The sequence below is a fragment of the Pedobacter aquae genome (genome assembly GCF_008195825.1).
In the GTDB taxonomy this organism is placed as follows: Bacteria; Bacteroidota; Bacteroidia; order Sphingobacteriales; family Sphingobacteriaceae; genus Pseudopedobacter; species Pseudopedobacter aquae.
The window spans coordinates 1,661,390-1,679,266 of sequence record NZ_CP043329.1 but is presented as its reverse complement, the minus strand read 5'-3'; the positions used below and the strand labels follow the sequence as shown (position 1 = coordinate 1,679,266).

At 33.4% G+C, this 17,877-nt stretch carries 17 protein-coding genes; 10 read left to right on the top strand and 7 right to left on the bottom strand.

Annotation, left to right across the window (positions count from 1 at the left end):
- Window positions 1-60: 60 nt before the first annotated feature.
- From FYC62_RS07270 to queA, 3 genes are all read right to left on the bottom strand, one after another.
- The gene (locus FYC62_RS07270) at window positions 61-423 is read right to left on the bottom strand and encodes a hypothetical protein (protein WP_149074475.1); all 363 of its coding nucleotides are present in this window, start codon (window positions 421-423) and stop codon (window positions 61-63) included.
- Window positions 416-1,105 (bottom strand): 2-C-methyl-D-erythritol 4-phosphate cytidylyltransferase, encoded by a 690-nt coding sequence (locus FYC62_RS07265; protein ID WP_149074474.1) that lies wholly within the window; start codon window positions 1,103-1,105, stop codon window positions 416-418. Before FYC62_RS07265 ends, FYC62_RS07270 begins: the two co-directional genes overlap by 8 nt.
- Before the next feature lie 90 nt (window positions 1,106-1,195).
- A complete protein-coding gene (gene queA, locus FYC62_RS07260) occupies window positions 1,196-2,245 on the bottom strand; it encodes a tRNA preQ1(34) S-adenosylmethionine ribosyltransferase-isomerase QueA (RefSeq protein WP_039450708.1) in 1,050 nt (349 codons plus the stop codon).
- 137 nt (window positions 2,246-2,382) lie between these two features.
- On the opposite strand from queA, the gene FYC62_RS07255 reads away from it, so the two are divergent.
- Window positions 2,383-3,630 (top strand): ABC transporter permease, encoded by a 1,248-nt coding sequence (locus tag FYC62_RS07255; protein WP_039450711.1) that lies wholly within the window; start codon window positions 2,383-2,385, stop codon window positions 3,628-3,630.
- 25 nt (window positions 3,631-3,655) lie between these two features.
- On the opposite strand, the gene FYC62_RS07250 is transcribed toward FYC62_RS07255, so the two are convergent.
- Together FYC62_RS07250 and FYC62_RS07245 are read right to left on the bottom strand one after the other, a co-directional pair.
- A complete protein-coding gene (locus FYC62_RS07250) occupies window positions 3,656-4,363 on the bottom strand; it encodes an endonuclease/exonuclease/phosphatase family protein (RefSeq protein ID WP_149074473.1) in 708 nt (235 codons plus the stop codon).
- A gap of 305 nt (window positions 4,364-4,668) precedes the next feature.
- The gene (locus FYC62_RS07245; protein ID WP_205943820.1) at window positions 4,669-5,865 is read right to left on the bottom strand and encodes a pyridoxal phosphate-dependent aminotransferase; all 1,197 of its coding nucleotides are present in this window, start codon (window positions 5,863-5,865) and stop codon (window positions 4,669-4,671) included.
- A gap of 84 nt (window positions 5,866-5,949) precedes the next feature.
- Between FYC62_RS07245 and FYC62_RS07240 the strand changes: the two genes are divergently transcribed.
- The 4 genes from FYC62_RS07240 to FYC62_RS07225 are packed head-to-tail and all read left to right on the top strand — an operon-like array spanning window position 5,950 to window position 9,263.
- Entirely contained in the window at window positions 5,950-6,927 is a 978-nt protein-coding gene (locus FYC62_RS07240) for a cation diffusion facilitator family transporter (protein WP_039450713.1), read from the top strand.
- Window positions 6,928-6,938: 11 nt separating this feature from the next.
- Complete coding sequence (locus FYC62_RS07235) at window positions 6,939-7,382, top strand: NUDIX domain-containing protein (protein WP_149074472.1); 444 nt, start codon at window positions 6,939-6,941, stop codon at window positions 7,380-7,382.
- The gene (bioA, locus tag FYC62_RS07230) at window positions 7,379-8,647 is read left to right on the top strand and encodes an adenosylmethionine--8-amino-7-oxononanoate transaminase (protein ID WP_149074471.1); all 1,269 of its coding nucleotides are present in this window, start codon (window positions 7,379-7,381) and stop codon (window positions 8,645-8,647) included. Before FYC62_RS07235 ends, bioA begins: the two co-directional genes overlap by 4 nt.
- A gap of 4 nt (window positions 8,648-8,651) precedes the next feature.
- Window positions 8,652-9,263, top strand: coding sequence for a hypothetical protein (locus tag FYC62_RS07225; protein WP_039450722.1), 612 nt, complete (start codon window positions 8,652-8,654; stop codon window positions 9,261-9,263).
- A gap of 257 nt (window positions 9,264-9,520) precedes the next feature.
- On the opposite strand, the gene FYC62_RS17085 is transcribed toward FYC62_RS07225, so the two are convergent.
- Window positions 9,521-9,667, bottom strand: coding sequence for a hypothetical protein (locus tag FYC62_RS17085; protein ID WP_168199405.1), 147 nt, complete (start codon window positions 9,665-9,667; stop codon window positions 9,521-9,523).
- Between the two features lie 53 nt (window positions 9,668-9,720).
- Between FYC62_RS17085 and FYC62_RS07220 the strand changes: the two genes are divergently transcribed.
- From FYC62_RS07220 to FYC62_RS07205, 4 genes are read left to right on the top strand one after another with little or no spacing between them, the layout of a single operon-like run.
- Window positions 9,721-10,176, top strand: a complete 456-nt coding sequence (locus FYC62_RS07220; protein ID WP_149074470.1) for a GreA/GreB family elongation factor — start codon at window positions 9,721-9,723, stop codon at window positions 10,174-10,176.
- A gap of 2 nt (window positions 10,177-10,178) precedes the next feature.
- A complete protein-coding gene (locus FYC62_RS07215) occupies window positions 10,179-10,586 on the top strand; it encodes a DUF2721 domain-containing protein (RefSeq protein ID WP_039450728.1) in 408 nt (135 codons plus the stop codon).
- A 39-nt stretch (window positions 10,587-10,625) separates the two neighbouring features.
- On the top strand, window positions 10,626-12,971 hold the full coding sequence (locus FYC62_RS07210; RefSeq protein WP_240534852.1) for a TonB-dependent receptor: 2,346 nt from the start codon (window positions 10,626-10,628) through the stop codon (window positions 12,969-12,971).
- Between the two features lie 4 nt (window positions 12,972-12,975).
- The gene (locus FYC62_RS07205) at window positions 12,976-13,764 is read left to right on the top strand and encodes a DUF4249 domain-containing protein (protein WP_149074468.1); all 789 of its coding nucleotides are present in this window, start codon (window positions 12,976-12,978) and stop codon (window positions 13,762-13,764) included.
- Window positions 13,765-13,853: 89 nt separating this feature from the next.
- Here the strand turns inward: FYC62_RS07205 and FYC62_RS07200 are convergent, their stop codons facing one another.
- Window positions 13,854-14,744 carry a polysaccharide deacetylase family protein gene (locus FYC62_RS07200; RefSeq protein ID WP_039450735.1) on the bottom strand — a complete coding sequence of 297 codons (891 nt, stop codon included), beginning with the start codon at window positions 14,742-14,744 and terminating at the stop codon, window positions 13,854-13,856.
- A 230-nt stretch (window positions 14,745-14,974) separates the two neighbouring features.
- On the opposite strand from FYC62_RS07200, the gene mutS reads away from it, so the two are divergent.
- Complete coding sequence (gene mutS, locus FYC62_RS07195) at window positions 14,975-17,554, top strand: DNA mismatch repair protein MutS (RefSeq protein ID WP_394348903.1); 2,580 nt, start codon at window positions 14,975-14,977, stop codon at window positions 17,552-17,554.
- Window positions 17,555-17,877 lie beyond the last annotated feature (323 nt).

Sequence of the window (17,877 nt, the reverse complement as noted above, 5' to 3'; positions counted from 1 at the left end):
ACCATAAAAAAGCGAGGCAAAAAACCTCGCTTTTTTATTAAGTAAATGGTGCCTATCAAATTATTTTACCGTTAACCTATCTTTTATAAAAGCCAGTCCAAATCCAATTAAAACAGCAGTTCCACATAGCGCTATTTGGATAAATATTTCTGCTATCAGATAGGGGTGAGGAATACCTAGAATAAGCTCTATAAATGAAATGATGATATATAAAGCAATATAATAAGCTACTAATTTCAAATAGTTAACCAGCTGAAGTTGCTTTGTTTTGAGGTATAAATAAAAGCTTATAGCTGCAAAATAGAAAGCTAATAAATAAGGTTGTATAAGTTTATAAAACTCTGCTGGTATAAAGCGTAAACTAAAATGAATCAACAAAGCTATGGTAGCACTTATAGCATAAAATTTAAAATTTTTATTCATAAGCTGGTTTATTTAAAATTGCTTCTGCTAATGTAATATCTTCTGGAAAGGTAATTTTAAAATTAAACTCATCGCCATTACATAAATTAATGGTATAGCCAGCTTTTTCAACAAGAGAGGCATCATCTGTAAAAAAGCTTTCAAAATCTTGCTGATAAGCTTTTTCAAGCTGTGGATATTGAAATGTTTGTGGCGTTTGAACCAAATAAACCTGATTTCTGGCAATCGCCTTGTTTTTATTTCCTTCTTGTACCCTAACAGAATCTTTAGACAGTGTAGCTGCAATAGCATTACCTGTAGAAATTGCCTTTTCATAGCAATTATCAATAGTTTGGATGCTTACTAATGGTCTAACAGCATCATGTATTGCAATAATACTTTGTTTATCTGCTATTGGGCTAAGCGCATTTTTTACAGAATGAAATCTTTCTGTACCGCCACTTACCACTTCATGCGGGATATTGAAATGATATTCTTGTACAAGTTTATGCCAGGTTTGCTGTTCTTGTTCTGCTAAAACAACTATAATTTTTGGTTGATATTTGCTTTGGTAAAACTTTTCTATACTCAGCATTAAAATTGGCTTGCCTTTTAACAGTAAAAATTGCTTAGGTGTTTGGCTGTTCATTCTTTTACCAGAACCACCAGCTACAATAATGGCATAAAACTGATTTTTGCTCATGTTGAGTTAAAGCTTTATAAATAAAAAAACGATGAATAATTTTGCCAAAGCTTGCTATTCATCGTTTTAAATATGTTTGATATCTTATGTTTAGATAATCAGCATGGCATCTCCATAACTGTAAAATCTATATTTTTCTTTTACAGCAACTTCGTAAGCATTCATTACATTTTCATAACCGCCAAATGCAGCAATCATCATTAATAATGTTGATTCTGGTGTGTGGAAATTAGTAATCATGCAATTTGCAATACTAAAATCGTAAGGTGGGAAAATGAATTTTGATGTCCAATCGTTAATTGGTTTTAAAGTATGACTTGCAGAAACTGCAGATTCTATAGATCTCATTACAGTTGTACCAACAGCACAAACTTTTCTTTTGTCTGCAATACCTTTATTTACAATATCAGCATCTTTTTGGGTGATGATGATTTGCTCAGAATCCATTTTGTGTTTGGTTAAATCCTCAACCTCAACTTGTCTAAAAGTACCTAAACCAATGTGTAAAGTTACTTCTGCAAATTCTATACCTTTAAGTTCTAGTCTTTTTAATAACTCTCTACTAAAGTGTAAACCTGCGGTTGGTGCCGCAACAGCGCCTTCATTTTTAGCAAAAATAGTTTGGTAACGCTCTTTATCTTCTGCAGTAGGCTTACGTTTGATGTATTTAGGAAGAGGTGTTTCACCTAAAATTTCAATATTCTGACGGAATTCTTCATCAGTACCATCAAATAAGAAGCGAATAGTTCTACCTCTAGACGTGGTATTATCAACAACCTCAGCAACTAATAAGTCATCATCGCCAAAGTATAATTTATTACCAACTCTAATTTTTCTAGCAGGATCTACTAAAACATCCCATAATCTTAACTCTTTATTTAGCTCTCTTAATAAGAAAACTTCTATAGTGGCACCAGTTTTTTCTTTATTACCATATAAACGGGCAGGAAAAACTTTAGTGTTATTCAAAATCATCACATCTTTTTCCTCAAAATAACCCAATACGTCTTTAAAAAGCTTATGCTCTATATGTCCTGTTTTTTTGTCTAGAACCATTAAACGAGACTCATCGCGGGTTTCTGCCGGGTGATGAGCAATAAGAGATTCTGGTAAATGGAATTTAAATTGTGATAATTTCATATGTTTTGAAACAAATATTTGGAGCGCAAATTTAGGAAAAATAAATTCAATAAAATAATGCCCTATTAAACCGCTATTTTGTGAAATTTAATAATTAAAAACTGTAACTTTTCATCTTTTAAACTGTCTTATACCATATGTTGTTTTTAAAACTTTTTAAAGAAAGCTTTCTTTTTGCTTACGATGCCTTAAGACAGAACCGTACACGTACCTTTTTATCTTTACTAGGTATCACTATTGGTATTTTTACCATTATCACTGTTTTTGCTGCGGTAGATACTTTTAGGGGTAATTTACAGGAAAGTGTAGATAAATTAGGAAGTAAAACCGTATTTGTGCAGAAATGGCCTTGGGGTGGTTTTGGCGATTACCCATGGTGGAAATATATGCAAAGACCAAATGCTAGTTTAAGAGATTATGAAGCTTTAAAAGAGCGAGTAACTTTAGCTGATGGTATTTCTTATCAGATTGGTTTATCAAATAGAACATTAAAATATAGAAGCAATAGTATAGAAGGCGTAGAGGTTTCTGCTGCTTCACACGAATATGATAAGACATGGAGTTTTGATTTAACAGAGGGTAGATATTTTACCGAAGGAGAATCTGGAAGTGGTAATGCAGTTTGCTTAATTGGTGCCGATATTGCCGAAGGTTTATTCCCTAACCAAAGCGCAACCGGAAAGCAAATAAAAGTTTTAGGCAGAAATGTACAGATAATTGGCGTTTTTGCTAAAGAAGGTGAGGATATGCTGGGTGTTACCGCTGATAAATTATTGCTATTACCCTTAAATTTTGCCAGAAACGTTATCGATGTTGAAGGAGATAACTATGGGCCACAAATAGCTATAAGAGGTAAAGAAAACGTAGCCGTAGAAGATGTAGAAAGTGAATTGCAAGGGATTATGCGCTCTATTAGAAGGTTAAGCCCGGTTGAGGATGATAATTTCGCTTTAAATAAAACCACTATTTTATCTGGCCAATTAGATCAAATGTTTGCCATAGTAAACGTAGCCGGTTGGATTATTGGTGGTTTCTCTATTTTAGTAGGAGGTTTTGGTATAGCCAACATCATGTTTGTTTCTGTTAAAGAACGAACTAATATTATAGGCATACAAAAATCTTTAGGTGCTAAGAACTATTTTATTCTGATGCAGTTTTTGTTTGAAGCTATTGCATTATCATTAATTGGTGGTTTACTAGGTTTGGCGGTGGTTTATGCTTTAACCTTAATAGCCACGTATGGTTTCGATTTTGAAATTGTCTTGAATATGGGGAATATTATAAGAGGAATTTCAATTTCTATCATCATTGGTGTGATTTCTGGTTTTTGGCCAGCATTTTCTGCTGCCAGATTAGATCCTGTTGAGGCGATTAGGTCTAAATAGTAATTGACTATTGATAAAATAAAGACTAAATAAACTCATGGAAAATAGGCATATGATCGCTTAATTTAATCCATTTAGATACTTCTCCAATTTTAAATGTAGTCGTTCTTTCAATAATTTCTTTAAAAGCGAAAATATAGTCAATGTGGTAAGGTCTTGATAATTTACGTTGAAAATAAAGAGTCGGGTTAGATTCTTTACCTTGTTCTTCTTCCGTTAACTTGTGATAAATACTTTCAATACCAAGATGTTTTAGTTCTTCTACTACGTCAGAATGATTCCACCAGCGGTCCCATTCATCCCATTTAGTATTGCTATTAAAATCTCCAGCTATAATAGTTTTATTTATTCTATGTTTGTTAACTTGTAAATATTTCCATATTTGACCTATATATCCAAAATTTGGAGAATTGTTTTTATGAGTCCAAACAGCAAGAAGATCAAATTCATCATCTATTTTACAGGGTAAAAAATGCTTTACAGTATGATTTTTGAAACTATTTGTCCAATCTAATTTTTTAAGAGTTATTTCTGGTTTAGCAAATACTCCTAATCCCTTATTTTTAGTATCACCAATCCAAAGATGATTTTTAGCCCAATTTTGATAATCATAGTTTAATGATTCAAGTGGATTTTCACATTCTTGAATGATAAGAAGATCCGCATCATAATCTAAGAGAGTATCAAATTTTTTTCTGAAAGCTCCATTACAGTTCCATGTTATTATTTTCAATACTATAATAATTTGTTACGCTAAACTAGAGATTTACTTTGATAGTCAACAAAACTTTCTCTTATGACTTCTAACAAAAGTGCTAATGATTTAATAGCAATAACCTAATCCAAATAAACCGGGGCGGCAGCGGTATCTTTTGCCTAGCTTAATTTTTTTTTACATGATGACTTAAATGGCAAAAATAAAGCAAAGCACCGGACTATCGGTTAATAGTAGTACTAGCATTGCTTTTCTAATTAAAAATTAAGCACAAAAAAAGAGGGTAAAAATTACCCTCTCCTAAAATTTTATATAATTATAGCTTACTTTAATTTAGCTAAAGCGGCTGTAATTTTGCTACAAGCGTCTTTTAATTCTTCTTCAGATGCTGCGTAAGAAATACGGATACAATCTGGATTACCAAAAGCTTCGCCAGTTACGGTTGATACATGTGCTTCGTTTAAGATGTAAATACAAAGATCATCTGCATTGCTAATGACATTGCCTTCTTCGGTTGTTTTACCAAAGAAAGAAGAAACATCTGGGAAGAAATAGAAAGCACCTTCTGGTAAGTTTACCTTAACACCAGGTATTTGAGAAAGTAAACCAAAAACTAAATCGCGTCTTGTTAAGAAAGCGTCACGCATTTGGTGTACAGTTTCTAAGCCGCCTAATAAAGCTGCTAAGCCTGCTTTTTGTGTTATAGAACAAGTCCCAGAAGTCGTTTGGCCTTGTAATTTATCTGTAGCAGCAGCAATTTCTTTGCTTGCAGCTAAGTAACCCAATCTCCAACCTGTCATGGCGAAACCTTTAGAGAAACCGTTAACAACAATGACTCTTTCTTTTACCGATGGAAACTCTGCTATAGAAGCATGGCCACCAACAAAGTTAATGTGCTCGTAAATTTCGTCTGAAAGGATGTAAACCTGAGGGTGTTTTTCAAAAACTTTAACTAAACCTGCTAATTCCTCTTTGCTGTAAACGCTACCCGTAGGGTTACAAGGCGAAGAGAACATGAATAATTTAGTTTTTGGGGTAATAGCAGCTTCTAATTGCTCTGGCGTAATTTTGTAGTTATTTTCTACGGTTGCGTTAATGAAAACCGACTCGCCTTCTGCTAATTTTACCATTTCTGAGTAGCTTACCCAATATGGTGTAGGTATAATTACCTCTTCGCCTGGGTTAATTAAGCATAATAATGCATTAGCCAAAGCTTGTTTAGCACCTGTAGAAACTACAATTTGTTCTGGTGAAAAATCAAGGTTATTTTCTCTTTTTAATTTGTCTGAAATAGCTTTTCTTAAATCAGGATAACCTGAAACAGGAGAGTAATACGTAAAGTTCTTTTCCATAGCATCTACTGCAGCATCTTTAATATACTGTGGTGTATGGAAGTCTGGCTCACCAAAACTTAAGTTAATAACCTTAACGCCTTTGGCAGCAAGTTCGCGGCCTAATTTGGCCATTTTAATAGTCTGTGACTCTGTTAAATTCTGAATTCTGGTTGATAAAATTGTCATGATTTAAGCTTTGGGCGCAAATATAGGAATAGTTTTTTCTTTAGGGCAATAGCAAATTGTCTAAGTTTGTAAAAAATCATCAAGGTGAAGTCAAAAAAGCAACTCATATTTCTATCGCTTGCCATTGGCCTTTTATTAATGCTGGTAAAATTTATCGCTTATTTTATCACGCACTCTAACGCCATTTTAACAGATGCGGCAGAAAGCATCGTGAATGTTATAGCAAGTTCATTTGCTTTTTATAGTATTTACTTATCCTCACAACCAAAAGACCAAAATCATCCTTATGGGCATGGTAAGGTCGAGTTTTTTTCTGCTTTTGTAGAAGGCGTTTTAATTATTATTGCTGGTATCATCATCTTTTTTAAAAGTATTTACAACGCTTTTTATCCTCAAGAAATTAAAGATTTGTTTGATGGTTCTTTGTTGATAGGGCTTACCGGTTTAGTTAACGGGCTTCTTGGTTTTTATTTAGTTAACCGCGGAAAGGTCTTAAACTCTTTAACCTTACATGCGGATGGTAAACACCTCCTTACCGATGCTGTTAGTAGCTTTGGGCTGATGTTAGGTTTATTAGTAATGGCTTTTACAGGCTTAAACTGGCTAGATAGCCTTATTTCTATGGGTTTAGCTTTGTATATCATTTCAAATGGCTATAAATTAATGCGACTTTCTGTAGGCGGTTTAATGGATGAATCTGATGTAAATATTGTTGAAAACGTTATTAAGCAGCTTTCTATAAATAGACGACCAGCTTGGATAGATGTTCATAACCTACGCATTCAACGCTACGGCGATGCTATACATATAGATTGCCATGTTACTTTACCTTATTATTTTGATTTAAATAAAGTGCATGCCGAGATTACTGATATCGATAAAATTATCAATGAAAATGTAGCCAATACCGAGCTTTTTATCCATACAGACCCCTGTGTTTTCCAATGTTGCCATTATTGTAACGTAGAAAATTGCCCGGTAAGACAAGAACCTAAAACAAAAGAAATAGCTTGGGATATTGATAATGTCACCAAAAACCACAAACATTTTGAAGTAATATAAGTCTTAACCATATGAATAAGTTTAATGTGAGGGTTTACGGGCTATTGATAAATCAAGAGCAAAAGATTTTAATTACTGATGAACAACTAGGAGATTTTAAATTTACCAAATTCCCAGGTGGAGGTTTAGAAAAAGGAGAAGGACTTATTGATGCCCTAAAAAGAGAGTTTATAGAAGAGTGCAACTTAGAAATAGAAATTCTTGAACATTATTATACCACAGATTTTTTTGTGCAATCTATCTTTTCTGAAGAGCAATTGATAGCTGTATATTATCTAATTAAGCCTAAAAATAACTTAGATATACCTTTAGTATCAACAGCTTTTGATTTTGATGAGCAAAACTCTTGTAAACAATGTTTCCGACTGGTAGATTTGAAAACTTTAACAACAGAAGATTTAACCTTCCCCGTTGATAAACATGTAATAAAATTAATGATGGAGCATTTTGTATGATAGATTTAGTTGCAGAAGACCAAAAGAATATATGGCATCCTTACACCCAAATGAAAAATGCTTTGCCTCCCATTCCAATTGTTAGGGGAGAAGGTGCGCATTTGTTTAAAGAAAACGGAGAAAAACTGATAGACGCCGTTTCATCATGGTGGGTAAATATTCATGGGCACAGTCATCCATACATTGCAAACGAGGTTTTTAAGCAATTAAACACTTTAGAACATGTGATTTTTGCGGGTTTTACGCATCCCAAAGCGGTAGAGCTTTCTACCAAACTGCTCAGCATTTTGCCCTCAAACCAAGCAAAGGTATTTTTTTCTGATAATGGCTCTACAGCGGTAGAAGTGGCCATAAAAATGTGTTTACAATTTTGGTTTAACCAAGATGTAAAACGTAAAAAAGTTTTGGCTTTCGCCGATGCTTATCATGGTGATACTTTTGGTGCGATGGCTGTAAGTGGAAGAAGCGCTTTTACACGGCCTTTTGATGCTTTACTTTTTGATGTAGAGTTTATTGAATTACCTACAAAACACAATTTGCAAAATCTAAAATCTAAAATCTCCAGTCTAAAATCCGAATTGGCTTGTTTTATTTTTGAGCCTTTAGTATTAGGTGCTGGCGGAATGTTGATGTATGAAGCCCAGCATTTAGATGAACTTATTGCTCATTGTAAAAAAGAGCAGGTTTTAACCATTGCAGATGAGGTAATGACAGGTTTTGGGCGTACAGGTAAATATTTCGCATCAGACCACTTACAAAACAAAGCAGATTTAATGTGTTTTTCAAAAGGTATTACCGGCGGTACCATGCCTTTGGGTTTAACAACATGCACTTTAGAAATTTACAATGCTTTCTTGTCTGATGATAAATTGAAAACCTTATTCCACGGACATTCTTTTACGGCTAACCCTGTGGCCTGTGCCGCGGCTTGTGCTAGTTTTGATATTTTGACTCAGCCAGAAACAATGGCTAATATCAATAGGGTAGCACAAAATCATCAACAGTTTAAAGATAAAATCCAACATCACCCAAAATTAAAAGAGGTTAGACAAACAGGTACTATCATCGCTTTAGAATGGTTAAACGATTCAAAAACATCTTATTTTAATAATCTGAGAGATAAGCTGTATCATTTCTTTTTAGATAGAGGTATCATTTTAAGACCTTTAGGAAATATCCTTTATATTTTACCTCCTTATTGCATAAGTGATGATGACCTGCATTATATTTACCAACAAATTGAATTAGCGTTAGAAGAATTTTAGAGATATGGCTTTACAAAAAATACTAAACAAAGTGGTTGCCAATGCTACCACACATGCAAAATGGCTAAATACACTTTCTTTTATGGAAAATGCCGGGGCAAGAAAAATATCGGCTTCTGAAGATAAGAAAAACGTTAGCTTAATTATTTTAAAACATGCCGCTGAAGAACACAGACACGCTTATTATCTTAAAAAGCAAATAGAAAAAATTGCTACAGATATTTGTCCAAATTATCACGACCAGCATTTATTAGCGCCTGCTGCAAGTAAATATTATTTGGGCTTGTTAGATGTTAAAGTTTGTAAATACTTGAAAGATACTTTGAACTTAAAAGGACAAGATTTAAAGTTTGCAGCTTATTTACTGGTAACTTACGCTATTGAAGTAAGAGCCGATGAAATTTACCCAATTTACCAAAACGAGTTGAGTGCAGCGGGTAGTAAAGTAAATGTAAAATCTATTATAGCAGAAGAAGAGGGCCATTTAGAAGAAATGTTAGCTCAACTTAAAAATTTCTCTACAGATTGGGAAGTACACGCTAAAAAGGCAGTAGAAATAGAACAAGAATTATTTAATAATTGGATACAACAATTAGATTTAGAATTAGCCAGCTAATGGCTCTCTAAAATTTTTTTAATAAAATTATTATTCATAGCCTTTAAATCATCAAAGGCTATGATATTCCCACCTAACCAACTAACCAGGCAATCACCTAACAACCTAACAAACCAACCAACTAACAACCTAGCCACCTAACATCCAAACCACCTAAGAACCTAACCAACTAACAACCTAATCACCTAACAACCTAACCAACTAACCACCTAACCCACCAATCACCTAACCACCTAACAACCTAACCAACTAACAACCTACAAACTATCCCTCGTTAAACTATCAACACCCGGTACAGAGTCTGCGGGCATATTATTAGAAGGAATTCCTGGATTATTAGGTTTATTCTGCTGGCAAGCTGCCAAAAAAATGAAGCAAAAAGCTATTAAAATAAAAGATTTCATAGTAGTGATGATTTTAATTTAATTTTTATCCACTTTTATAGCTTCTAAGAAAAATGATGGAAGCCACAAAAGAAGAAGTATTTAATACTTGTTTAACTGTTTTAAATTCGAAAATTACAGAAATTAAAAGCAGCATAGAAAGCGTTAAAGAATCATCCAAAAACGATACCAAAAGTAGCATGGGTGATAAATATGAAACCAGCAGAGAAATGTTGCAACAAGAAATTAACCGTTTAGAGAAGCAACTAGCAGATGCAAATCAGCAGTTATTTACGCTTAAAAATATCGCTATCAATAAAAAATCAGATAAAATAATACCTGGTAGTTATGTAAAAACGTCTATGGGTTATTTTTTTATTACTGTAGCGCTAGGCGAAGTAAACATCAATAAATCTAAGATATTTGTTATTTCTCCAGTATCCCCGCTAGGGAAAAACCTTCAAGGAAAACAAATGAATGATACATTGGTCTTAAATAGTAAAGAAATAAAAATATTAAGTATCTATTAAAAATGGAATTTACTTTAACCACACCTGCATTATTGTTCTCGGCTATCTCACTGCTTTTATTAGCTTACACCAACAGGTTTTTAGCATTAGCCAGTTTAGTTAGAAGCATGAAAAGCGTTTATCTAGAAAACAGAAGTGAAAATCTTTTAGCTCAGCTTCTAAACATTAAAAAGCGTATTTTCTTAATTCGTAACATGCAAGGCTTTGGTATTTTAAGCTTTTTCTTTTGTGTTTTATGTATGTTTCTTATCTACTATAACCTTACAGTTTTAGCACAATATGTTTTTGGTTTAAGTTTATTTTTACTGATGATTTCTTTGTTTTTATCTTTCAGAGAGATACAAATCTCCGCAAATGCTCTTAAACTAGAGCTTATGGATTTAGAAAACATCAATAATCAAGAGAAATAAAATTTTTCTTAAAACTGTATAGCTTTTTTTTAGTTATCAATGAAAATTATTCGCCCTTTAAATATGTGTTTTAAAAATATTGCATTTACCCTATTCTTGTTAATTTTTACTTTTTCTGCTTCTGCGCAAAAAATATATAGCTTAAATGGTGTTATTACTGATGGCCAAACCGGGGAAACATTAATAGGTGCAAGTGTTAAATTAAGCGGAATAAAACAAGCAGGCACTACAACAAATGCCTATGGCTACTTCTCTATTTCTTTACCACAAGGTACATATGATTTAGCTATTACCTATGTTGGTTACAAACCTATTATCAGAAAAATAGATTTAAACACCAATCTAAAACTCGATTTTAGTTTAGAACCAGCAGCGCAATTAGAAGAAATTGTTGTAAGCTCGGTAAAAAGAAATGATAATGTAACCAACCCACAAATGGGTGTAGAAAAGTTAGATGTAAAGGATATTAAAAGTATTCCGGTTTTATTTGGAGAACGTGACATCTTAAAAACCTTACAATTACTACCCGGTATTAAGCCTGCTGGCGATGGAAATTCTGGTTTTTATGTACGTGGAGGCGCTATAGACCAAAATTTAATTTTGTTAGATGAAGCACCTGTTTACAATGCTTCACACCTTTTAGGTTTTTTCTCCACCTTCAATTCTGATGCTATAAAAGATGTTACCGTTTATAAAGGTGGTATGCCAGCACAATACGGCGGACGATTATCTTCTGTTTTAGATATCAGGATGAATGATGGTAATAAAAATAACTTTACAGCAGAAGGCGGTATAGGCTTAATATCTTCACGTTTAAAAGTAGAAGGCCCAATCCAAAAAGAAAAAAGTTCTTTCATGATTAGCGGAAGAAGAACCTACGCCGATGCTTTTTTAGCCTTCGCACCTGATACATCTCTAAGAGGTAATACCTTGTTTTTTTACGATTTAAACGCCAAAACCAATTTTAAACTGAACGATAAAAATACCCTTTACTTATCCGGGTATTTTGGTAGAGATAAACTGGGTTTAAACCAAGCTTTTGGTTTTGATTGGGGAAATACCACCGCTACGTTACGTTGGAGCCATATTTTCTCTAACAGATTGTTCTCTAATACCTCTTTCATTTATTCTAATTACGATTATGTCATCGAAAATCAATTAGAAGGGAATGATTTCAAAGTGAGCTCTATCATCAGAGACTTTAACCTCAAGCAAGATTTTCAATATGCCTTAAATAACCACGATATCCGCTTTGGTATTAATGCTATTCATCATACAATAGAACCAGGTAGAATTACTGCAAGCGAAAATTCAAGCGTTAATCCGGCTATGGTAGAAAATAGAAGAGGAATAGAAACTGCTATTTATGTTTCTGATGAATGGAAAGCATCAGATAATTTTAATCTAGCCTATGGCTTAAGATTAAGCTCTTTTGCTTTGCTTGGTGCAGGTAATTTTAAAGAGTATGATAGTGATGGAAATGAAATAAACTCAACATTTTATAGCGCTGGTGAAGTTGTACAATCCTACCTCAATCTAGAACCTCGGCTTTCTGCAAGTTATCAGTTTAATGAGACTAAATCTGTAAAAGGTTCTTATACCAGAAATACACAGAATTTACACCTCATGTCTAACTCAACAGCAACTTCTCCAACAGATATTTATATTTTAAGTAGTAATAATACCCGACCAGAAATTGCAGACCAAGTTGCCCTAGGTTATTTTAGTAATTTTAAAGATAATACTTACGAGTTCTCTGCCGAGGTTTATTACAAATGGATGCAAAACCAAATCGAGTATAGAAACGGTACCGATTTAAGAGGAAATCAAAACGTTGAAGCAGATTTATTATATGGTGACGGAAGAGCTTACGGTATAGAGCTTTTCTTGAAAAAAAGATTTGGTGATTTTAACGGCTGGATAGGTTATACCTTATCAAAAACAGAAAGACAGTTTAATCAAATCAATAACGGGAAATGGTTTAACGCATTTCAAGATCGCACACATGATATCTCTCTGGTAGGTATTTATAAAGCAAGCAAACGTTGGACACTTTCTTCAACTTTTGTTTACAACACAGGTAACGCCATAACAGCGCCAGAAGGTAAATATCAATTAGGTGGTACAACTGTTTTTTACTATTCAGAAAGAAATGCCTACAGAGCACCAGATTATCACCGACTTGATTTTTCTGCAACGCTAGAAGGCAAGCCTGGTAAAAAATATCAATCAAGCTGGTCTTTTGGTATTTATAATGTTTATAATAGAAAAAATGTTTTCTCATTAAGTTATGAAGAAAACCCTAACAATCCTGCTCAAACACAAGTAATTAAAACGGCATTATTTGGTGTCATCCCATCTGTAACTTGGAATTTCAAATTTTAAAATCATGAGAAACAATATATTCATCTTAGTTTTTTTAAGCATACTAGCGCTTACTTCCTGTGAAGAAGTTATAGAAATAGATACTAAAGAGCAAGAGCCAGCAGTAGTTATAGAAGCCGCAATAACCGATAGAACAGAAAGGCAAACCATATATCTGTCGCAAACAGTACCTTTTAATCAGTCATTTCAAACAGTGCCAATAAGAAATGCAACAGTTAGGGTAACAGAAACTGGTGGTCCAACTTTAACTTTTACAGAAGACCAGCCAGGTGTTTACCGCTCAATTATTTTTAAAGGAGGCTATGGTAAAACTTATAATTTAAGTGTAACCGTGAATGGTAAAACCTATACAGCAACGTCTAAAATGCCTAATAAAGTAACATTAGACTCTTTGTCTGTATCTGAAGTCACCTTCTTTGGAGAAACCAGAAAGTACGTAAAAGTACACTATCAAGATCCAGCACAAGAAGTTAATGCTTACAACTACGTCATCAGTATCAATAGTAAAAAAATCAATAACTTTTATGTAGATAGCGATAGATTTAATAACGGTAACTATATCGAGAATACCATTTTTACCGATGATCCGGAGATTGTTTCAGGCGATGAAATCATGATTGATTTTCAAAACATTACCCCAGAAATTTATCGTTACTTTTTTGCTATAACCCAAATAGGAGGGAATGGAGGCCCGCCTGTCTCCCCTGCAAACCCTGATACTAATCTTAGCAATGGCGCTTTAGGTTATTTTAGCACTCATACTTCAGATAAAATAGTGTTTAGAGTGAGGTAAACAATACGAGAACCATAAAAAAAGCGGCTTTTTTTTCTATGAAAACGCCGCTTTTTTCTTTTTAATTTTTAATTTTCCCTTTTTAATTTTTAATTCCTCTTTTCAGAAAAAGAATTCACCATACTATTATGTAAAGTTTTAGCACTCCAAAAACCACTAGCAATTATTCTTCTTATGGTGTATAAAGGATCTTGCTCATCTCTAGACGTTGATAAAATAAAGGCAGCTTTCATCCCTCTTTTCTTTAATTCGGGAATAGCTTCTTTATTCCATAAACCAAAAGGATAAGCAAAATAGGTAATATCTTTTCCAGTTATTTCTTTTAAAGTTTTAGTTGGTTTTTCTATCTGAGTAACCCAATCTTCACCTTGGTATTTTTTAACATTTTGGTGGTCATAGGTATGGCTACCAATGGTATTACCTTCATCAGCCAATTGTTTAATTTGGGCTTTATCCATATATTTCACCTTTCCACGTTTGCCAATAGCAACCGTCATAATAAAATAAACACCTTTAAACCCATGTTTATCCAAAGTTTTCTTTCCAACTTCAAACTGGTCTAAGTCAGTATCATCAAAAGTAATCATAACAGGTTTTTTAGGTAAAGCATCACCATAAATCAAATAATTGTACAATTGCTCGGGCAAAATACTAGTATAGCCGCTGTCAGCCAACATTTTTATATGCTCTTTAAAAGTAGCTACTGGCGTTATGTAATCTTTTGCAGATTGAGAATCACTTGCTTTCCAATCTCTAATTTGATGATAACATAAGATAGGAACTTGTTTTCTTGCTAAAATAGTTTTTGCATCAGCAGGTTTACGTTCCTTTTGTACAGTTTCTGTATCTGCCGCTTCGCTGCTTAAAGTAGTGTTCTCAGTAGTAGCAGAATCTGTAGACAAACTTTTAGAGGTTGTAGAGTTACAGTTTGAAAATAAAGTAACTGTTAAAAGTCCAATCAGACTTAATTTTATATTCATAATAAGGATGATAATTTTTTACGAAAATAAATCATTTTACAACTAAATATCAATCAATAAACATTTTTAAGTTTTAAACATATCTACTTGCTATATAAATATGACTATATGTGCTTTCCACTTTTTTATAAATTTTCAACATATATTAAAGGCACAACATACTTTTATAACTTAGCAAATTGATAAAAGCGAGCAAATTGGCAACAAAAAGTATAAAAGAAACTCCTTTAATGACCCAATACAACCAGATAAAGGCTAAATATCCGGGTGCATTATTACTTTTTAGAGTAGGAGATTTTTATGAAACCTTCGGAGAAGATGCAGTAAAAGCATCTCAAATCCTTGGTATTGTGCTCACAAAAAGAGCAAATGGCTCTGCTTCACATATAGAATTAGCTGGTTTTCCACATCACTCCATAGAAACTTATTTACCTAAATTGGTAAGAGCAGGCCAGCGTGTTGCTATTTGCGATCAGTTGGAAGATCCTAAATCGGTAAAAGGAATTGTTAAAAGAGGTGTAACCGAGCTTATCACCCCAGGCGTAGCTTACAGTGATAATATCGTTCAACAAAAATCTAATAATTTTCTAGCAACGCTTCATTTTGATAAACAAACGCTTGGCGTTGCATTTTTAGATATTTCTACTGGCGAGTTTTTAACTGCACAAGGTAATGCAGAATATATAGATAAGCTTTTACAAGGATATAAACCCAATGAAATTATATTCGCTAAAAGTAAACAGCAAGATTTTAAAGAGCTTTTTGGCGATAGGTATTATACTTATGCACTAGATGAATGGGCTTTTACCATAGATTATGCTCAAGAAACCCTTTTAAAACATTTTGAAGTTAAATCGCTAAAAGGTTTTGGTATAGAAAAACTCAATCTGGGTATTATTGCAGCAGGTGTTTGTTTACATTATTTAAATGAGACAGAGCATAGACAGCTTCAACATATCACCAATATTTCCAGAATAGAGGAAGATAGGTATATGTGGTTAGATAGGTTTACAGTCAGAAACCTTGAACTCATTGGCTCATCTAATGATAATGCACAAACTTTAATTGATGTTCTAGATCAAACATCCTGCGCTATGGGGGCCCGCATGCTAAAAAATTGGGTAGTTATGCCACTTAAAAATAAAAAGCCTATTGAGGAAAGACTCAATGTGGTTCAATATTTTTTTGATAATCCAGAGCTTAGAGAAAAATTACAAACTTATATTCGCCAAATTGGCGATTTAGAAAGACTAATTTCTAAAATAGGTTTGCAGAAAGCCAATCCACGAGAAATTGTTCAACTTAAAAGAGCTTTAACAGCAATTCAAGAAGTAAAAAATATTTGTGAGCAAACACCTCAAGAGTCTGTTAAAAGAATAGCCGAGCAAATAAATACTTGTTCCTCAATCAAAGAAAAAATAGAACGAGAGCTTCAAGAAGATCCTCCTGTTCTAATTTCTAAAGGTAAAGTCATGGCCGATGGCTTAAATGAAGAGCTAGATAAACTACGTAAAATATCCTATGGAGGAAAAGACTATCTACTTCAATTACAAAAGAAAGAGGCAGAAATAACAGGTATATCTTCTCTTAAAATAGCTTTTAATAATGTTTTTGGTTATTACCTCGAAGTAAGCAATACACATAAAGATAAAGTTCCTCAAGAGTGGATAAGAAAACAAACTTTGGTAAATGCAGAAAGGTATATCACGCCCGAGCTAAAAGAATACGAAGATCAAATTCTTGGTGCAGAAGAGAAAATACATATTCTAGAAACTCAACTTTTTAATGAACTCCTTGTAACAGTTACAGAATATATAAAACCCATACAGTTAAATGCGCATTTAATTGCTCAATTAGATGTGTTGCTTTGTTTTGCAACAATTTCTCAGAAATACTACTACAATCGTCCTGTAATTGATGATTCTAAAATCTTAGATATTAAAGGAGGTAGGCATCCTGTAATAGAAAATAAGCTGCCTTTAGGAGAAGAGTATATTACCAATAACGTTTATTTAGATGATGAAACTCAGCAAATCATCATCATAACCGGGCCTAACATGTCCGGTAAGTCGGCTCTATTAAGACAAACAGGTATTATTGTCCTTATGGCACAAATGGGGTGCTTTGTCCCTGCTAAAGAAGCTTCCATTGGTATAGTAGATAAAATATTCACTAGAGTTGGCGCTTCAGATAATCTATCTTCCGGCGAGTCTACTTTTATGGTAGAAATGAATGAAACAGCCAGTATTCTCAATAATTTATCTGATAGAAGTCTCATTCTTCTAGATGAAATAGGGCGAGGTACATCTACTTATGATGGTATTTCTATTGCTTGGGCAATAGCAGAATATCTACATAATCATCCTTCTTATAAAGCAAAAACACTATTTGCTACGCATTATCACGAGTTAAATGAGCTAACCAATTCCTTTAATCGAGTAAAAAATTATAACGTAACCGTCAAAGAAGTTGGTAATAAAGTCATCTTTTTAAGAAAGCTAGTTCCAGGCGGAAGTGAACATAGTTTTGGGATTCATGTGGCTAAAATGGCAGGTATGCCTCCAAAAGTTCTAAACAGGGCTAATGAAATCTTAAAAAGATTAGAAAACGAACGTACTGGAGGCGAGCATGTAAAAGCTAGTATCATGAAAATGCAGAAACAAGCAGTACAATTACAAATGTTCGCTTTAGAAGATCCTGTGCTTATTAAGATAAGAGATGTGCTCAATAATCTAGACGTAAATACCCTTACTCCAGTAGAAGCTTTAATGAAACTTGATGAAATTCAGCGTGTTCTAAAAAACTCCTGATTTTTTTACTTTTTTATTTGCATACACCAATAAAATATCACACCTTTGCATCCGCTTTCGCGATGGAAGTGATGCTTTGAAAACTAGCTTATTTATAGTTTAAACCGATTTTTCCGAGTTAAATGTTAAAAATAAATGTTGATAAGTTTTTATTAAATTAATTTGCAGATTGAAAAAATATTTTCACCTTTGCAATCCCAAACAAATAGTGTTTAGGAATATTGAAAAGCAAAATTTAGGAAAGTTTAAACCTCCAAAAATTATTTTCAAAAACATTTGGATATTAGGAGTTGGATGATTACCTTTGCAGCCCCGAAAGGGGG

What these genes read in the sequence shown, in the direction of transcription:
- bioA (WP_149074471.1), top strand. Translation starts at nt 7,379, where the DNA reads ATGATAGATTTAGTTGCAGAAGACCAAAAGAATATATGGCATCCTTAC.
- FYC62_RS17085 (WP_168199405.1), bottom strand. Translation starts at nt 9,667, where the DNA reads ATGAAATCTTTTATTTTAATAGCTTTTTGCTTCATTTTTTTGGCAGCT.
- FYC62_RS07270 (WP_149074475.1), bottom strand. Translation starts at nt 423, where the DNA reads ATGAATAAAAATTTTAAATTTTATGCTATAAGTGCTACCATAGCTTTG.
- FYC62_RS07255 (WP_039450711.1), top strand. Translation starts at nt 2,383, where the DNA reads ATGTTGTTTTTAAAACTTTTTAAAGAAAGCTTTCTTTTTGCTTACGAT.
- FYC62_RS07220 (WP_149074470.1), top strand. Translation starts at nt 9,721, where the DNA reads ATGATGGAAGCCACAAAAGAAGAAGTATTTAATACTTGTTTAACTGTT.
- queA (WP_039450708.1), bottom strand. Translation starts at nt 2,245, where the DNA reads ATGAAATTATCACAATTTAAATTCCATTTACCAGAATCTCTTATTGCT.
- FYC62_RS07265 (WP_149074474.1), bottom strand. Translation starts at nt 1,105, where the DNA reads ATGAGCAAAAATCAGTTTTATGCCATTATTGTAGCTGGTGGTTCTGGT.
- FYC62_RS07235 (WP_149074472.1), top strand. Translation starts at nt 6,939, where the DNA reads ATGAATAAGTTTAATGTGAGGGTTTACGGGCTATTGATAAATCAAGAG.
- FYC62_RS07215 (WP_039450728.1), top strand. Translation starts at nt 10,179, where the DNA reads ATGGAATTTACTTTAACCACACCTGCATTATTGTTCTCGGCTATCTCA.
- FYC62_RS07210 (WP_240534852.1), top strand. Translation starts at nt 10,626, where the DNA reads ATGAAAATTATTCGCCCTTTAAATATGTGTTTTAAAAATATTGCATTT.
- FYC62_RS07200 (WP_039450735.1), bottom strand. Translation starts at nt 14,744, where the DNA reads ATGAATATAAAATTAAGTCTGATTGGACTTTTAACAGTTACTTTATTT.
- FYC62_RS07245 (WP_205943820.1), bottom strand. Translation starts at nt 5,865, where the DNA reads ATGACAATTTTATCAACCAGAATTCAGAATTTAACAGAGTCACAGACT.
- FYC62_RS07205 (WP_149074468.1), top strand. Translation starts at nt 12,976, where the DNA reads ATGAGAAACAATATATTCATCTTAGTTTTTTTAAGCATACTAGCGCTT.
- FYC62_RS07225 (WP_039450722.1), top strand. Translation starts at nt 8,652, where the DNA reads ATGGCTTTACAAAAAATACTAAACAAAGTGGTTGCCAATGCTACCACA.
- mutS (WP_394348903.1), top strand. Translation starts at nt 14,975, where the DNA reads ATGACCCAATACAACCAGATAAAGGCTAAATATCCGGGTGCATTATTA.